Here is a 15,065-nt window from a genome sequence, read left to right as displayed (position 1 = left end):
CCGAGTCCAAGTTCGCGGGTCGCGGTCATGGCAGGGCTGGTTCGGGCCGAGCACCCTGTGATCAATGGAGGGTTCTTTCAGCGATGGAAGATCATGTGGGCCAGGGCCTAGAGAGTCTTCCACCGTTGAAAGAACTTTCCACCGTTGAACGTGCCCTGGGGCCGATTCGTCGATCTAAGATCCCTATGAGCCGATCGGTCAGCTCACGGCCTGCTTGACGAGCTCAGCGAGCTTCTCCCAGGCCTTCTCGCTCGGCTCGGTCAGGGCATACGAGCTCGGCCAGAGTCCGCTGGAATCGTCCAGATTCGCGTGCGCGCTGAACCCGAACGTCGAGTACCGTTCCTTGTCCGTTTGCCCGCTGCGGAAGAAGCACACGACTTTCCCGTTTCTGGCGTAGCCAGGCTGCCCGTAGTACAGCTTCGGTGCCAGCTCAGGAGCCTCCGTCGTCACGATCTCGTGCACACGTTCAGCCAGCACACGATCGGATTCCGGCATCTCAGCGATCTTTGCCTGCACATCCGCCTCGTCAGCCGCAGCCTTGTCCGCGCTGCGGCCACGCTGACCCTGCGTCTTCAGCTCCGCGGCCCGCTCCTTGATCGCGGCGCGCTCCTGCTCGGAGAACCTCTCCTCGGGCGATGCGCCCTTGTTCTTCTCGTCAGATTTCGATGCCTTGGCCATCAACGGTGCTCCTCGGCTCGTCCCGGTGATCCGTGCGATTTGCGTTCACACTAAACGCCCTGAACGATTGGCACTTCTCGATTCCTGACCGATCAACGGCACCACCGGTCGTCAACCCGAATACAGCTCAACGCCTCGAACCAAGGGGTTACCTGGACCACGTGCGCGGACCGTGCTGTCCGTGATCCCGGCGAACACGGCCGGCCATGCGTTCTAATCCATACTCAATGCCGCGTGAGTGTGATCGACGATGCGCTGAGCTGCCTCGGGTGAAGGAATGGCGGACGTGTCAAGCACGAGCGCGTCCGGCGGTGCAGGCAGCACTCCTTGCGTGCGCAGAATAGTCCTCAGGGCGTCGGCATCCCGGAGCTTGTGCCGCTCCGCTCGCCCGGGCAGCGCCACGCGTCGTACCAGCTCGTCCTCTGGGCAGGTGAGCCATACCGGCACGAACTGAGCTCCCCGTCCCGCAGCCGTGTCGCGAAGCATCTGCACGAACTGTTCGTCCTCTGGTTCGCTGCTGAGGTAGTTCGTGAAGATGTGACTCACCTCCGGACGAGCGTCCGTCACCGCGGTCATCGTCGCCTCGCGAACTCGCTCCACCAGCTCCCACACCCAGTCGGGCAGGGGCGTACGACCGTCGGCACCGTACGCCCGGAAGATGGGGTCGTTGACGAGGTGGTTGTCGATGAGGGCCGCTCCGGTTAGATCCGCCAGCTCGCTACCGATGGTGTGCTTGCCAACGGCAGGCGGTCCAACCAGGTACGTGATCGTGGGCACGTTGGGATGCTATCGGCTGCGGGGTGCGGTCATCGAAGGGAAACGTGACGTGACCAACGGATCATGGAGGAGATCGTCGTCGTGACCCATCGATACCAAGCGGTACGACCCCCGGGCCAGACCGGGCACTCCGCTTTCGAGCACGAAAGACGCGGCCGTGCTCACGTCCCGACGACCCACTGTGCGTAGAAGATGCCGAGGCCCATGGCGACGCAGAGGCCGGCGATGATCCAGAAGCGGATCACGATCGTGACCTCGCTCCAGCCCTTGAGCTCGAAATGGTGATGGAGCGGCGTCATCCGGAACAGGCGTTTGCCGCCGGTCAATTTGAAGTAGCCGACCTGCAGCACCACGGACATGGTGATGATCGCGAACAGGCCGCCGAGAATGACGAGCAGCAGCTCGGTGCGGGTGGTGATGGCCAGTCCGGCCATTGCTCCGCCAAGCGCCAGCGCCCCGGTGTCGCCCATGATGATCCTGGCGGGGGATGCGTTCCACCACAGGAACCCGAAGCATGCGCCTACCAGCGCGGCCGCCACGACGGCAAGGTCGAACGGGTCGCGCACGTCGTAGCACGCCGGTCCCGGAGCGGTAAGGCAGCTCTGGTTGAACTGCCAGATCCCGATAAGCGTGTAGGCACCGAAGACCAAGACCGACGCGCCTGTGGCTAGGCCGTCCAGGCCGTCGGTCAGATTCACCGCGTTCGAGGTACCGGAGATGATCAGCAGAGCCCAAACGACGAACAGCACGGCCGGCAGGACGATCGGGGTGTCGCGCAGGAACGACACAGCCTGCGACGCCGGAGTCAACGACTGGTCGTTCTCGAACCGGATCGCCAGAAGCGCGAACGCAAGCGCTACCACCACCTGCCCAGCCGTCTTCGCCCGACTGCGCAGGCCCAAGCTCCGCTGTTTGAAGATCTTGATGTAGTCGTCGACGAACCCGACCAGGCCGAGCCCGACCATCAGGCCGAGCACAAGCAGCGCCGAGACCGAGGGCTCGGACGGACGGACCAGGTGCGCCGCCGCGTAGCCGGCAAGCGCCGCCAGAATGATCACCATCCCGCCCATCGTGGGCGTGCCCCGCTTGGTCTGATGGCTTGTCGAGAGTTCGTCCCGGATCGGCTGGCCGTAGCCACGCCGGACAAGCGCCTGGATCGCTACCCGAGTTCCGAGAATCGAGACCACCAGACTCACGACGGCCGCGGTGAGTAGAGCAGTCACCTAGCGTTCTCCTTTATCCATCAGCGCATCAGGGACTGCTCAGGTCCCGCTGCCCGCGTGCACCGCAGCGTTCTCCGCCACGACGATAGCGGACCTCGAACACCAATCTGCTCGCACCCGCCCTGAGGCCACGCACCACGTCGAGTGGACTGGTTGGTGGATGGTACGACTCAGATTCGTGCCGAGACTTCGCTCTGAAGCTTGCTAGCTGCTCTGCTATCTAGAAGTCGCCCTGGAGGCGTTCGACGGGCTGGCCCGTGAGCTCTGCGATGAGATCAAAGTCCTTGTCCAGATGCAGGACGGCAAGCCCCGCGAGTTCGGCGGCAGCGGCGACGAGCAGGTCAGGGATCTTCACCGCACGATGGTGTCCCTGCGCCGCGAGTAACCCCTGCACCTCGACCGCACGCGCTTCCATGCGCGGAGTCAGGTTTTCGACCGGCAGACTCGCCGCTGGCGGCTCCTGAATCCCGACCCGCCAGTCACGACCGGATCGGGCCGAAAAGCCCATCTCCAACAGCGTCACAGTGGTCACCCGGACCAATCCCCGGTTAATCCGATCCAACCACTGGTCGGCATCTGGCGATGCACTGAGACGTACGTAGGCAGACTTGTCAATGACCCAAAGATCGGTCACGACCACGCCTGTTCCATCACCGACTCGTCAGCCAGATCTGCGAACAGGTCCGCCGAACGAGCCAGGTCGACACGCGTCGCAGGCCGCGCGCCGATCTGGGCGAGCCGCGACACCTCGCGCTTCAGGTACTCGCTCCGCGACAGTCCCTGCCGTTCAGCGTTGGCGTCGATCCGCCGCAGGTCATCCTCATCTATGTTGCGAATCAGCAAGTCGGTCATGACGGCCACCTCCGATAGCACACGATATCACCCTTGGGCCAACGCCACGACAAGCGGCGTGGCAAACGGCGTATTCTGCATCCGTGGGCCTGCTATTCGACACACGCGAGTCCGACTCGCCGTGGTTCGACATCGTGTGGACCTGCAGGAGCGAGCTGGTCGCTGAGATGACCTCCGTGGCAGGTGTGCGCTGGGGCCTGGTGTTCTGGGAGCATGAGGGTCGGGCGTACGCGGGCGTGACAGGTCCCGAGACCAGGACGGGCACCGCGCCGGTGCCGGAGGGCGCGACCTTCATGGGTATCGAGTTCGCCGTGGGGACCTCGCTCCGGGCCGTGCCCACGACGGCACTGGTCGACGGTGGCGTCGAACTCCCCGACACCACGCGCCGCACCTTCCGGCTGGACGGTGCGCGCTGGGAGACGCCAGGCCCCGACGACGCCGAGGCTCTGGTCGATCGTCTTGTCCGGTCCGGAATCGTCGTCCGCGATCCGCTCGTCGCCGAGGTTCTCGGTGGCCGTCGCCCGGCCGTCTCGGGCCGCACGCTCGAACGCCGGTTCCGAGCTGCAACGGGGCTCACCCAGGGCGCCATACGGCAGATCGAGCGCGCTCGCACCGCCGCGGAGCTCCTGGCCGCCGGCGACCCCGCCGTCGACGTGGTCGCCAAACTCGGCTACTTCGACGAGCCGCATCTGGCCCGTGCCCTGCGCTCATACGTCGGACGTACGGCAGGGCAGCTCCACGACGGCACCGGCGGCGCGATCGGTCTGACTCTGGATCAGCGCGTGACGTCGTAAATCAGTTTGATGATCCCGTTCGAGTAGGTTTCGGACTCCCTGAGGCGCAGAACCTGCTTGTCCCTGTCCGACCGGCTGAAGAGGCTCTTTCCGGCCCCGAGCAGTACCGGGAAGACGAGCAGGTTGTACTGGTCGATCAGACCCTCGTCCGACAGCCGTCTGGCAAGTTCCGCGCTGCCGTGGATAAAGATCGCGCCACCCTCGCCTTCCTTGAGCGCGGCCACGTCCTCGGTCGAGCGCAGGATCGTCGTCGGGCCCCAGTCGTCGACGACGGCGTCGTCGGGCAGCGTCGACGACACCACGTACTTGGGCAGATCCTTGTACGCGGCGTGGTCCTCTGAACCGGGCCAGACCGGAGCGAAGACCTCGTAGCTTCGGCGCCCGAACATCAGCGCCGTCGTGTCGGCGAGTTCCTCGCTCTTGATCGACCAAGCCTCGGGCACGAACTCGAGGTCTTTAACCACCCAGCCACCATTCCGATGTTCCTCGTCTGGCCCGCCACCGGGCGAGTCCACGACACCGTCGAGCGACATGAACGCTGTGTAAACCAGATGACGCATGGTGCTTTCTCTCCTCATGGTCGAGATGGTGGGGCGAATTGCCTGCGCACCGCGGCGGTGCTCTCGCGCTTACGGTAGACGGAGGCCGCCGCGGCCGTCTTGGACAGAAACGACAACGGCACCGTCGCTCTGTGGGCTCAGGCCCGCGCGACCGCCGGCCAGCCTGGAGAGTGGAACTCGAGACTCTGTGTCAGCCCGGGGTAAGGACGCAGAACTCGTTGCCCTCCGTGTCGGCGAGGCACATCCATGGCACATCGCCCTGGCCAACGTCGGCGTCAGTGGCACCCAGCGCCCGCAACCGGGCTACCTCTGCCGCTTGATCGTCACCGGAGTACGGCTTCAGGTCGAGATGGACACGGTGCCGCACCGTGTTCACGTCGGGCGTGCGAAGGAACTCCAGATACGGACCGACACCCTTGGCCGAGCGCAACCTCGCATAATCGTCGTTCACCTCGTGCAAGGTCCAGTCCATCGCCTCGCTCCAGAACCGGGCCATGGCCCGCGGATCCGCGCAGTTGACCACCACGGCGGCGATCGGCCCCGTGTCCTGGTAGATCGATCGAGGCTCCAGCACGCAGAACACGTTGCCCTCCGGGTCGGCCAGGACGGTCCACGGCACGTCGCCCTGGCCGATGTCGGCTGGCGTCGCACCGAGCTCCTGCAGACGCGCGACCAACTCCGCCTGATGGGCAGCCGAGGTGGTGGCGAGATCGAGGTGCGTGCGGTACTTCACCGTTTCGGGATCAGGGACAGTGACGACATCGATGCAGACGGCGACCGGGTCCGGCCAGACGAAGTCCACTGGTTCAACGTTGGTCACACCGGGTCCCTCGCTGGAAACACCCCAGCCGAGCGCCTCCGCCCAGAACCGGCCGAGTGCTGAGTCATCCCGAGCTTTGAAATTCACCTGAACAAGTCGCAACGCCATGGCGCACGACCCTATACCCGACCTGACCTGCGAGGCATGTTTCAGAAATCACCATCGAGGCGTGTGGCCGCCGCGGAACGCTCACCCGTTCCGATCCCGCCTCAATGAGCGCGGTGGTCTCGGTCGTCTCAGTGGAGACAGAGGCAAAAGGGATGGCCCGCCGGGTCCGCGTAGACCCGCCAGTTGGCCTCCCGACGCACCTGGTCCGTACGCTCCAGCACGGTCGCGCCGAGCTCCAGCGCTCGCTTCTCGTCCGCCTCGATGTCGTCGACATCGAAGTCCAGATGTACCTGCTGGGGCATCTGCTCCCCTGGCCACTCGGGTGGGCGGTAGCCCTGCACCCGCTGGAAGGCCAGCGGAGTCCCTTCAAACCCGCGCACCTCCACCCAGTCCGGTACGTCCGGGTCCATCACGATCTGCCCGCCGAGAAGTTCCGCGTAGAACTCCGCGAGCCGTACCGGGTCCGGGCAGTCCAGCGCGACTGCCTGAAGCCTGCGAATCATCTGCGGCTCCTCTCCCTTTCCGACGCGATCCGAGCCTATCCCGCTGCCGAACCGCATATGGACGGCCTGCCACGTAATCTTCGAAAGAATTCCGGTTGCGGTGCCGGATCGGGACAGAGGGGCGTAGCACGGTGCGGGGCCGCCCACAGGGGCGTCCCCGGACCACAGGAAATGATCTTCAGATGCAGCCGTCGATAACGGTGATCGACAGGCCATCCAGCTGGGAAAATACGAGTGGGCGATACTGGGATCGAACCAGTGACCTCTTCGGTGTGAACGAAGCGCTCTCCCGCTGAGCTAATCGCCCGGGCGCGAGGAAAACCATACCCCACTCCGAACCCCACGCCCAACTGGCCCCGGCCAGCTCACGCACCGGCATGTCACCGCCTCGTCATTCCGTTATCTACTCGTTACAAAAGCTGCGTCACGAGTCCCCTGACTTTCCGTCTTGGGGGCATGGAACACATGACGGTCTCGTACCCGATGACCCTGCGGCTCCTGAGCAGCCAGACCGGCTCACGTCCGCTACCTGCGCAGTTCCACTATTCCGCACGTGATCCGTTAGCGGTGACAGTGGTGTTCGACGCCCAATCCGAATCTCCGGTCAGCTGGGTGTTCGCCCGTGATCTCCTCGCCGAGGGTCTTGACGGCCGGGCAGGGATCGGGGACATCTCGCTCTGGCCCACCGAGGATGAGGCCGGCCTGCCCGCCCTGCAGATCAGGCTGTCCTCCCCCGACGGCGACGCCTACATCCTGGCGTCGGCGTCGCAGGTCGAGGAGTTTCTCGCCCGCACGTGGCGAGTGGTGCCGCCGGGAGCGGAGTCTGCGCTGCTCGGCATCGACCTTGCGCTCGTCTCGTTACTCGACGGCGCATAACGAGCGGGTTTCCAAAAGGTACCTATCCGGACCTGGTGTTGTGCATTGACGGCGTTGCGGTCTACGGTCGGCCAACCGACAACCGTCTCCCGAGGTAGGCCGTGACTTTCAGCCACGACGTACAGAACTCGCTCAGCATCGTCGTCGACCTGATCAATACTGATCCGGCGATCGCTGGCCAGGAGCTCCTCCCCGATGTGGACGCCCTGCGCGCTTTCGTCGCCGAGCACGTCATCAGCGACGTGGGCGAGTTGAACGCCAGTGATCTTCGTCACGTACACGCGTTGCGTCCCAAGCTGCGGGAGATCTTCCTCGCCGACACGACCGAAGAAGCCTCAGCTCTGGTCAACGATCTGCTGGCGAAGGCGCGGCTGTGCCCGCGGCTGACCGACCACGACGGCTACAACTGGCACATCCACTACTTCGCGCCCGGCGCCGAACTGGCCGAGCACCTGCTCACCGACAGCGGCATGGCGCTGGCATTCGTCGTCGTCGCCGGCGAACAGGAGCGCCTGCGGGAGTGTCACGCTCCCGACTGCCAGCGGGTCCTCGTCGACCTGTCGCGCAACCGTTCCAAGCGGTACTGCGACAGCCGCACCTGCGGAAACCGCCTCCATGTCGCCGCCTATCGGGAGCGACGCCGCGCTGCGGGCTGAGCGCGACGAGCCGTACGCCTTCGCCGGCCGGCAACCTGAGCTAGGGCTCCGTAGTCTCGGCGCTACGCCGCGCGAATTCTTCGCTCACCCGCCGTGTCACCGGCCCGGGAGCGTCGAGCTCACGACGCTCGCCGTCGTGGATCACCGCGTCGACGGCTTGCACGTCACGGACCGACGAGGTGAGGAAGATCTCCTCGGCACGCTGGAGCACGTCGAAGTCCAGTTCCGCCTCTTCCGCCTCGGTCCATTCCAGGACCAGCGCCCGCGTGACACCCGCGAGGCACCCGGTGGCGAGAGAGGGCGTCAGCAGCTTGCCGTCGACGACCACGAAGATGTTGCTGCCGGTGCCCTCACACAGCCTGTCCTGGGTGTCGGCGACGATGGCCTCGCTGGCGCCCAGCGAGTGGGCACGCTCCAGCGCGATGACGTTCTCCGCGTACGACGTGCTCTTCAGCCCAGCAGTGGCGCCACGCTCGTTGCGTCGCCACGGGACGGTGGCGATAGCGGTGGTGGCTGGATACGGCTCGACCGGCACACAAGCGACGACCAGTGTCGGCGACGAGTCTCCCCGCGCCGACCCGAGCGGCGACACTCCACCGGTGTAGGTGATGCGCATCCGCGCCAACGGCGGTGAGCCCAGTGCGTCCAGAACCTCCGCGATCGCCTTCCGGAGCAGTGTCCCGTCGGGGGCAGGCAGCCCCAGCCCAGCGGCTGAACGAGCCAGGCGCGCGATATGCCGCTCCATGGCGAACGGGACGCCGTTCACCACCTTCGTCGTCTCGAAGACACCGTCACCCACGGTCAATCCGTGGTCCAGCACACTCACGGTCGCTTCCGCGGCCGGAGACATCTCACCGTTCACCCAGATCAGCACGAGGCCAAGCCTACGAGACGATCGGCCTTCAGTTCCGTCTCGGCCCACTCCCGCTCGGCATCGGAGCCCCATGTGATGCCCGCTCCGGTCCCGAAGCAAAGTGTGTCCGCGTCCGACCAGAAGGTCCGGATACCGACGGCCAGCTCACCTTCGCCGGTGTCGGCGTCCACCCATCCCACGGCGCCGCAGTAGGGCCCACGCGGCGCGGGCTCGAGGTCCGCGATCGCGTCGAGCGCACTGGACTTGGGCGCCCCGCTGACCGAACCCGGTGGAAAAGTGGCATGAATCAGCTCAGCCCAACCCACGCCCTGGTGAAGTTCTCCCCGTACCGTCGAGACGAGGTGCACCAATCCCGGGTGCTTCTCCACCGACAGCAGCTCCTCCACGGCGACGGACCCGGGGCGGCACACGCGCGACAGGTCGTTGCGGACCAGATCGACGATCATCACGTTCTCCGCCTCGTCCTTGGCGGTCAGGTCGGCCTCTGTCCGTCCCGTCCCCTTGATGGGCGACGACCAGACCGTGCCACCACGACGACGCAGATACAGCTCAGGCGACGCCGTCACCACGTGTGCGCCGGGCACTTGAACCAGACCGCCGAACGGCGCGTCGTGCCGCTCCGCCAAGCGGGCCGCAAGATGCAGCAGCCCGTCCGCGCCCGTTCGGTACGGTGCCTGCATCACGCGGCACACATTGACCTGATACACCGTCCCAGCGGCGATCCGTTCCCGGACCTCCTGGACCGCCGCTACGTAGCCGGCCCGGTCCAGTGATGTGGTCCACTCCCCCAGTCCCGGCCCGCGCCAGGCGCCGACGTCGGTCAGCGGGGCTTGTTCCCATGTGTCGAATCTGGCACAGACTGCGGTTCCCTCAAACGTCACGACTACAGCCCAGCGACCGGTGCCGTCCAGCACCGTCAGGTCGTCGGTGACCTCGGACAGGCCAGTGGCAAGCATCCCTCCGAGATGCGCCATCGGACGCACGAGCTCCGAACCGTCCACGTCCGGTGACGCTACCCGATGCGGCCGATGCCCGACACTTTTCGTCAATCCCAGCACCCTGTTTGGATCCAGAGGCCTGGATGGGCTAATGTTCTTTCCGCAGCCCGGTCCGCCGGAAACGGCGGGACAGGTGCACGCGGACGTAGCGCAGCTGGTAGCGCATCACCTTGCCAAGGTGAGGGTCGCGGGTTCGAATCCCGTCGTCCGCTCGGATTGAGGCCCAAGCCAGGCCTCACCTCGGTGGAGTGGCCGAGAGGCGAGGCAACGGCCTGCAAAGCCGTCTACACGGGTTCAAATCCCGTCTCCACCTCGCTGACACACAGCAGCCGAAGAATCAATGGCAGCGGGCGATTAGCTCAGTGGGAGAGCGCTACCTTGACACGGTAGAGGTCACTGGTTCAATCCCAGTATCGCCCACCCGCACATATGCAGGTCAGGCCTCACGTGGGCGACGCCGAGCGTCTAGTCGCCTTCATAGTCCGCAATACGGGCCATCTCGATGCCCAAGATCATGCTTAGCGCGCCTTCGACGCTCGCCATGGTCTCTGGCTTCACCTCGCCGAGACGGCGAAGGAAACGACCTCGAGACACTGCCCGGATTGCTCGAACAACCGCGACACTTGCCGTCTCGACACCCTCGCCCGGTGAGACTTCCGGCCGCAATGGCGAGGGCGTCCGTGAACTCGACACTGGCACAACCACCAACAGCTCATCGGGAACGCCAGCGTTGATCTGGTCAACGGACGCCACGATCACCGGTCTGTTCTTTCCGGGCTCGCCTTGTCGGGCCGCACCGAACGACACGAGCCACGTACAGAGCAGTCACACCTGTAGGGACTCGACACCAGCAACCGCCCCTCACCCGCTGAGCCGGAACCAGTAGTTGACGGTCGGGCCTTGTGATGCCAACCCGCCACCCATCGCCTCGTAGAGGGACCGTGCGGCGAAGTTGTCCGCCCCGGTCGTGAGGAACATCTTCGTAGCGCCGGCTGCCGCTCCCGTTGCCATGAAGGCGCGCAGAAGCTCCCGGCCGATTCCCTTGCGGCGATGCGACTCGTCTACCTCGATCTGATGGAGGTACAGCATCGACGAGTCATCTGGCCGGACAAGGTGATATCCCCAGGCCCATCCGTAGATCGTCGTGCCGGCAGATGCCACGAAGGTCAGAGTGCCTGGCGCTTCTGAATAGACCTCGCCGGCACCAGCGTCCATGAACTTACTAACTGCCAGTTTCAGCCAGTACGGGTCGGCCATCGTGATGCGGGGGTCCATTCGTACATCATGTCGTTCGTCCGGGCCGGTTCTGCGCTCCGGGTCAACCCGAATTCTTCATTAGCGCGGCCTCGTCAGCTGCAGAGCTTGAAACGCTAACCCACCTGTGGAGCCGTTGGACCTGATTCGAGAGGGTCGACCCATCCCGCCTTGACGAGGATCTCCCAGGCAACCTCGGTGGCACTCCGGTCATTGATGACGAAGAAATCCTCGATAGCGGCTGCATCAAACTGGGCCTCTTGCCGTGTGAGTGTCGCCAGAAGCCGTTCAGTCCTCGCCCCTTCCTCTCGATTGTGGAGACGCTGGCGGACGGTCGCCGTAGGGGCCACCAACCGGCACAACTTGACCTCACAGCCAGTAAGGCTAGTCGCGTATTGCTCGCGCAGGGTGAGACTGTCAATGCCACCAGCTACGACTATGAAATGGGCGCCGAACGCCTTGTAGTTCGTCCAGACTGAGGACAGGTTGACGCACTTCATGCGGTCATAGAACGCTCGGCGCTCCACCTGCGGTTTGCCCTCCAGCGCTGGCCCAAACTGGGCAAGCGCGTCGGTGTCGACAAGCGCGGTGACCTTTCCAGCAGCGCCGAGAGTCCGTCCGATCGCAGTGGAGATCGTCGTTTTCCCAACGCCGGCGACTCCACTTAGCAACAAGCCTCGATACATTGAGAACCTCCAACTTCCAGCCGAACATAGTCAACCGACATGGGATTCAGTAGTATGACGTGCCGTCACCGCTGGTCCCCCAGAACCGCCCGTGAGATCACCCAGATCTACGAACCACGCGTATGGCTCGGGTGTTATTTCGGAGGGCAAGTCGTTGGCCGAGCCAGCGCCGTTCCCCTCGGTGCGAGCCGTAATTCACCCTGCCGTCGTCCGGTCGAACGGATCGACACGCTGCCCACTCATGGCTGCCTTGGTCACACTCCACAAGCCTGTGATCACCGTCTCGTTGAGCGGTCGAAGTGAACGTGTGAAGGGTCGGTCGCACGGCCGATTCCTCCTTGCAGGTTTCGGTTCAGGCCCATCTCGGAGGGACCAGCTCCGGGCGGCGCCGCCTCTGGATCTTCAGGCCTAACCGGGTGCGCTCCCAGAGTCATTCCGGCCGGACACTTCCTCGATTCCCCGGTCAGCTCGTGCCGGTGACAGGGGTTAGTCCGAGATTGTCGAGAGCTGCCTGGCCGGTCGATGCGGTGTCGTGACCGGCCAGGATCAGCGTGCGGGCTCGTTGATACGGGCAGCCGGCGGTCTGGAACATGGTGGCGGTGGCGATGAGGCTCTCGTGGTCGTCATCGAGCAGCGCCGCGGCCCGGTCGAGTATCGCGCCGGCGACGGGGTTCCCGACGACGATCGGGCGGGCAGCGTCGAGATGGTGGGTCGCGTCGGGGTGACCGGCCAGCACGGCGGCCTCGGCTCGCAGGGCGACGTGCCAGTGGAGCAGTATCCCGGTGAGCCACGGGTTCGGCTCGTCGTCCCGGACGTCGAGCCGCTCCAGGGCGACTGTGGGCTGTCCATGGTGGAGCAGGGCGATGGCGTCGAAAGTAGGGCTATAACCGGCTCGGTCTGCGGCGGTGACGCCCAGCTGGTCGATGATGGCGCGCCATGTCGTTTGAGCGGCCCGGTCACCGCGCAAACCGTGGATCATCGTGACCGCGGCGGCCACCGGGCCGAAGCTGGGTGCCCGTGGGCAGCCCGCCTGGGTCCAGGCGTCGAGGAACCGGCCACTGGCGGCGATGACCTCAGTGGCATGCCCGGCGAGGGCATCGGCCATGAGCAGCCGTGACGTCGCGACGTGCCCGACCCCGGCCAGCACCGGCAGGTCACGCAGTTGCCGGCCCCATCGTCGCGCCGACGGGAGATCGCCGACGCCGATGCTGGTCGCCGTGGCGATCAGCAGAGCGTCGATCAGCTCGTCGGCCGTGGCTGGAGTGACCGGCACCGAGTCGAGCAGCTCGACGCGGCGGCGCGCGGTGGCCGCGGCAGCGCAGATGTCACCTGCCCGGCGCTGGGCTCCGATCAGGGCGTGGAGCGCGGCACACTCCGCCAGCGGGTCGTCCAGCCGGCGGGCCAGCTCAACGGCCCGCTCCGCGAGTGCGGTCATCTCCGATGCAGCCATCGTGCGCTCGGCCTGTTCGGCGAAGAACGCATAGCCTCGAGCGGAGCAGTCGGCCAGCGCCACCGTGGCCTGCGCCGCCGCGTCGTCGCCGGCCAGCTCGCGCGCTCGAGTGAGCAACGCAGTCGCCTCGTCGCGCGGGGGCAGCTGAGTGAAGGTGCCGAACTTCCGGAAGTAGGTGGTGGTGGCCATGGCCAGGTCCCGGGCAGCGGCCGCTGTGTCTCCGGCCCGCTGAGCGACGTCCGCGGCAGCCAGCCACAGGCGGTAGGCGTCGTCGCCGCGCATCCGGCACGCGGCCACGTTCGCGGCACACCGAAGGGCGGCAGCCGCCGCGGCGGGCACGTCGGTCAAGGCGGCTGCCTGCTCGTAGCGCTGCTGGGACTCGCTGGCCAGGTTGCGGGTGAAGGCGAGATGCGCCAGTGACAGTGCGAGGTGGTGTGCATCGGGGCGCCGGCCGGCCTGCTCCGCGGCCCAGCTCAGTGCGGCGCGGAAATCGTCGGCCGCCGCGTCGAACGTGGCCCGCCAGGCGCCGGTGGTGGGCTCCGGTTCCTCTGCCAGCTCCTTGGCGATAGCCAGGCACCAGCGCAGATGCCGAGCCCGGGCGGCGGCGAGCACACCGGCCGCGGCGAGCTGTTCGGCCCCGTACTGGCGGATCGTTTCCAGCGCCCGATACCGGGTGCCGCCGGCTGATGGGCCGACGCTGAGCAGGCTCTGGTCCGCGAGCCGGGCCAGCCCGTCGACCACCTGCCCCGGTTCGAGAGGGCTGAATCCGGCTACCTCCGCGGCCGCTGACGCGGTAAACGGCGAGACGAACACCGAGACCCGCTGCAGCAGGGTCAGGTCGTCACCGGTGAGCAGCGCCTGGCTCCAATCGAGCATGGCCCGCACCGACCGGTGCCGGTCGTCGGCCCGGTACCCGCCGACCAGTAGGCGCAGGTGATCCGAGAGACCTGCGACCAGCCCGTCGAGCCCGAGTGCCGGCAGGCGGGCCGCGGCGAGCTCGATCGCCAGCGCCACGCCGTCCAGCTTCCGGCACACGTCGGCGACCTGGTCCATGTGCTCGGCTTCAACCGTCCAACCTACGGCCGTGGCCCGGTCAATGAACAGTGCGACAGCATCCGGCGAACCGGCGTCACCGTGCCCGCCGGCGTCGCCGTGTCCTTCGAGGGACAGCGGCGGAACCGAGTAGACCCACTCGAAAGGAACCGTCAGCCGGGCACGGCTGGTGGTCAGCACCCTCACATGTGGGGACCGCGCGAGCAGGCGCTCGACGAACGGCGCCACCCCGTCGGATAGGTGCTCACAGTTGTCCAGCACCAGCAGGGAGCGCCGATCGGCCAGCGCAGCCAGCACCGAGTCGTCGATGCTGCGGCCCTGCAACTCCCCCACACCGATGGCGGCCGCGACCGCGGAACCGACCATCGCGGGGTCCGTGACCGGAACGAGGTTGACGAACCACACGCCGTCGGCGAAGTCGCCGGCGAGGTCTGCCGCGACGGCCAGCGCCAAACGGGTCTTGCCGACACCGCCGGGGCCGACGGCTGTGACCTGACGGTGCGCGCGGACGGCGTCGCGCAGCTCGGTGCGCTCCTGGGCTCGGCCGATGAAAGGGTTCAGGGGCGACGGCAGCCCGCTCAGCACCTGGCTGGTCCGCTCGGACTGGTTGATCTCGGCCGCGAGGTCGGCGAGTGCCCGGCGATCCGGGGCCTCGAGCTTGCGCAGCAGGGACGATACGTGCGTCTCGACGGTGCGCACCGAGATGAACAGCTGCGCACCGATCTCGGCATTGCTGCGATGTTCCCCGACCAAGTTCAGGACCTCGACCTCACGAGCCGAGATCCCCGCCGTGGCTGCCTGCTTCGACACGCGCCCCATTCTCCCGCATGGCCGCGCCACCCCACCTCACTGCCGGTCGCACCGCCCATCACGCCACCGGTCGTGCGACGGCCTACCGAGGGG

Annotated in this window: 17 protein-coding genes and 4 tRNA genes; 6 read left to right on the top strand and 15 right to left on the bottom strand. The window is 66.2% G+C overall.

Going from position 1 to position 15,065, the window contains the following annotated elements; translation table 11 throughout:
- Nucleotides 1–198: 198 nt before the first annotated feature.
- The 5 genes from G1H11_RS02560 to vapB form a co-directional block, all read right to left on the bottom strand.
- Nucleotides 199–678 (bottom strand): DUF1801 domain-containing protein, encoded by a 480-nt coding sequence (locus G1H11_RS02560; RefSeq protein ID WP_163815673.1) that lies wholly within the window; start codon nt 676–678, stop codon nt 199–201.
- Nucleotides 679–891: 213 nt separating this feature from the next.
- Nucleotides 892–1,455: a P-loop nucleotide/nucleoside kinase family protein gene (locus G1H11_RS02555; RefSeq protein ID WP_163815671.1), complete on the bottom strand. Its 564-nt coding sequence runs from the start codon at nt 1,453–1,455 to the stop codon at nt 892–894.
- 161 nt (nt 1,456–1,616) lie between these two features.
- The gene (gene mraY / locus G1H11_RS02550) at nt 1,617–2,678 is read right to left on the bottom strand and encodes a phospho-N-acetylmuramoyl-pentapeptide-transferase (protein WP_163815668.1); all 1,062 of its coding nucleotides are present in this window, start codon (nt 2,676–2,678) and stop codon (nt 1,617–1,619) included.
- 220 nt (nt 2,679–2,898) lie between these two features.
- The gene (locus G1H11_RS02545) at nt 2,899–3,318 is read right to left on the bottom strand and encodes a PIN domain-containing protein (RefSeq protein WP_216843368.1); all 420 of its coding nucleotides are present in this window, start codon (nt 3,316–3,318) and stop codon (nt 2,899–2,901) included.
- Nucleotides 3,309–3,530 carry a type II toxin-antitoxin system VapB family antitoxin gene (vapB, locus tag G1H11_RS02540; RefSeq protein WP_163815666.1) on the bottom strand — a complete coding sequence of 74 codons (222 nt, stop codon included), beginning with the start codon at nt 3,528–3,530 and terminating at the stop codon, nt 3,309–3,311. Before vapB ends, G1H11_RS02545 begins: the two co-directional genes overlap by 10 nt.
- Before the next feature lie 83 nt (nt 3,531–3,613).
- Here vapB and G1H11_RS02535 point away from each other — a divergent pair, with 83 nt between their 5' ends.
- Entirely contained in the window at nt 3,614–4,324 is a 711-nt protein-coding gene (locus G1H11_RS02535; protein WP_163815664.1) for a helix-turn-helix domain-containing protein, read from the top strand.
- Here the strand turns inward: G1H11_RS02535 and G1H11_RS02530 are convergent.
- The 4 genes from G1H11_RS02530 to G1H11_RS02515 form a co-directional block, all read right to left on the bottom strand.
- Entirely contained in the window at nt 4,306–4,884 is a 579-nt protein-coding gene (locus G1H11_RS02530) for a dihydrofolate reductase family protein (protein ID WP_163815663.1), read from the bottom strand. The genes G1H11_RS02535 and G1H11_RS02530 overlap by 19 nt on opposite strands.
- 190 nt (nt 4,885–5,074) lie before the next feature.
- Nucleotides 5,075–5,812 carry a VOC family protein gene (locus G1H11_RS02525; protein WP_163815660.1) on the bottom strand — a complete coding sequence of 246 codons (738 nt, stop codon included), beginning with the start codon at nt 5,810–5,812 and terminating at the stop codon, nt 5,075–5,077.
- A 128-nt stretch (nt 5,813–5,940) separates the two neighbouring features.
- Entirely contained in the window at nt 5,941–6,315 is a 375-nt protein-coding gene (locus G1H11_RS02520; protein ID WP_163815658.1) for a VOC family protein, read from the bottom strand.
- A gap of 235 nt (nt 6,316–6,550) precedes the next feature.
- Nucleotides 6,551–6,622 (bottom strand) — tRNA-Val (locus tag G1H11_RS02515).
- A gap of 149 nt (nt 6,623–6,771) precedes the next feature.
- Between G1H11_RS02515 and G1H11_RS02510 the strand changes: the two genes are divergently transcribed.
- Together G1H11_RS02510 and G1H11_RS02505 are read left to right on the top strand one after the other, a co-directional pair.
- Complete coding sequence (locus G1H11_RS02510; protein WP_163815656.1) at nt 6,772–7,191, top strand: SsgA family sporulation/cell division regulator; 420 nt, start codon at nt 6,772–6,774, stop codon at nt 7,189–7,191.
- A gap of 101 nt (nt 7,192–7,292) precedes the next feature.
- Nucleotides 7,293–7,847, top strand: a complete 555-nt coding sequence (locus G1H11_RS02505) for a CGNR zinc finger domain-containing protein (RefSeq protein WP_163815655.1) — start codon at nt 7,293–7,295, stop codon at nt 7,845–7,847.
- A 40-nt stretch (nt 7,848–7,887) separates the two neighbouring features.
- On the opposite strand, the gene G1H11_RS02500 is transcribed toward G1H11_RS02505, so the two are convergent.
- Together G1H11_RS02500 and G1H11_RS02495 are read right to left on the bottom strand one after the other, a co-directional pair.
- Nucleotides 7,888–8,721: an aminotransferase class IV gene (locus G1H11_RS02500; RefSeq protein WP_163815653.1), complete on the bottom strand. Its 834-nt coding sequence runs from the start codon at nt 8,719–8,721 to the stop codon at nt 7,888–7,890.
- Nucleotides 8,715–9,695, bottom strand: coding sequence for a chorismate-binding protein (locus tag G1H11_RS02495; RefSeq protein ID WP_163815960.1), 981 nt, complete (start codon nt 9,693–9,695; stop codon nt 8,715–8,717). Before G1H11_RS02495 ends, G1H11_RS02500 begins: the two co-directional genes overlap by 7 nt.
- A 163-nt stretch (nt 9,696–9,858) precedes the next feature.
- On the opposite strand from G1H11_RS02495, the gene G1H11_RS02490 reads away from it, so the two are divergent.
- From G1H11_RS02490 to G1H11_RS02480, 3 genes are all read left to right on the top strand, one after another.
- Nucleotides 9,859–9,931: transfer RNA gene (locus G1H11_RS02490), tRNA-Gly, on the top strand.
- 30 nt (nt 9,932–9,961) lie between these two features.
- Nucleotides 9,962–10,032, top strand: a tRNA-Cys gene (locus G1H11_RS02485).
- A 35-nt stretch (nt 10,033–10,067) separates the two neighbouring features.
- Nucleotides 10,068–10,139: transfer RNA gene (locus G1H11_RS02480), tRNA-Val, on the top strand.
- Between the two features lie 45 nt (nt 10,140–10,184).
- Here G1H11_RS02480 and G1H11_RS26805 read toward each other — a convergent pair.
- The 4 genes from G1H11_RS26805 to G1H11_RS02460 all read right to left on the bottom strand — a co-directional run bounded on the left by G1H11_RS26805 (nt 10,185) and on the right by G1H11_RS02460 (nt 14,981).
- On the bottom strand, nt 10,185–10,526 hold the full coding sequence (locus G1H11_RS26805; RefSeq protein WP_343074789.1) for a type II toxin-antitoxin system PemK/MazF family toxin: 342 nt from the start codon (nt 10,524–10,526) through the stop codon (nt 10,185–10,187).
- Between the two features lie 54 nt (nt 10,527–10,580).
- Complete coding sequence (locus G1H11_RS02470; protein WP_163815651.1) at nt 10,581–10,994, bottom strand: GNAT family N-acetyltransferase; 414 nt, start codon at nt 10,992–10,994, stop codon at nt 10,581–10,583.
- 95 nt (nt 10,995–11,089) lie between these two features.
- Nucleotides 11,090–11,659, bottom strand: coding sequence for an AAA family ATPase (locus G1H11_RS02465; RefSeq protein WP_163815649.1), 570 nt, complete (start codon nt 11,657–11,659; stop codon nt 11,090–11,092).
- 463 nt (nt 11,660–12,122) lie between these two features.
- On the bottom strand, nt 12,123–14,981 hold the full coding sequence (locus tag G1H11_RS02460) for an ATP-binding protein (protein WP_163815647.1): 2,859 nt from the start codon (nt 14,979–14,981) through the stop codon (nt 12,123–12,125).
- Between the last annotated feature and the right edge of the window lie 84 nt (nt 14,982–15,065).

Source organism: Phytoactinopolyspora alkaliphila, from assembly GCF_010550695.1.
In the GTDB taxonomy this organism is placed as follows: domain Bacteria; phylum Actinomycetota; class Actinomycetes; order Jiangellales; family Jiangellaceae; genus Phytoactinopolyspora; species Phytoactinopolyspora alkaliphila.
Note: the sequence above shows the minus strand (reverse complement) of the source record. Positions and strands in the feature narration are given on the sequence as shown.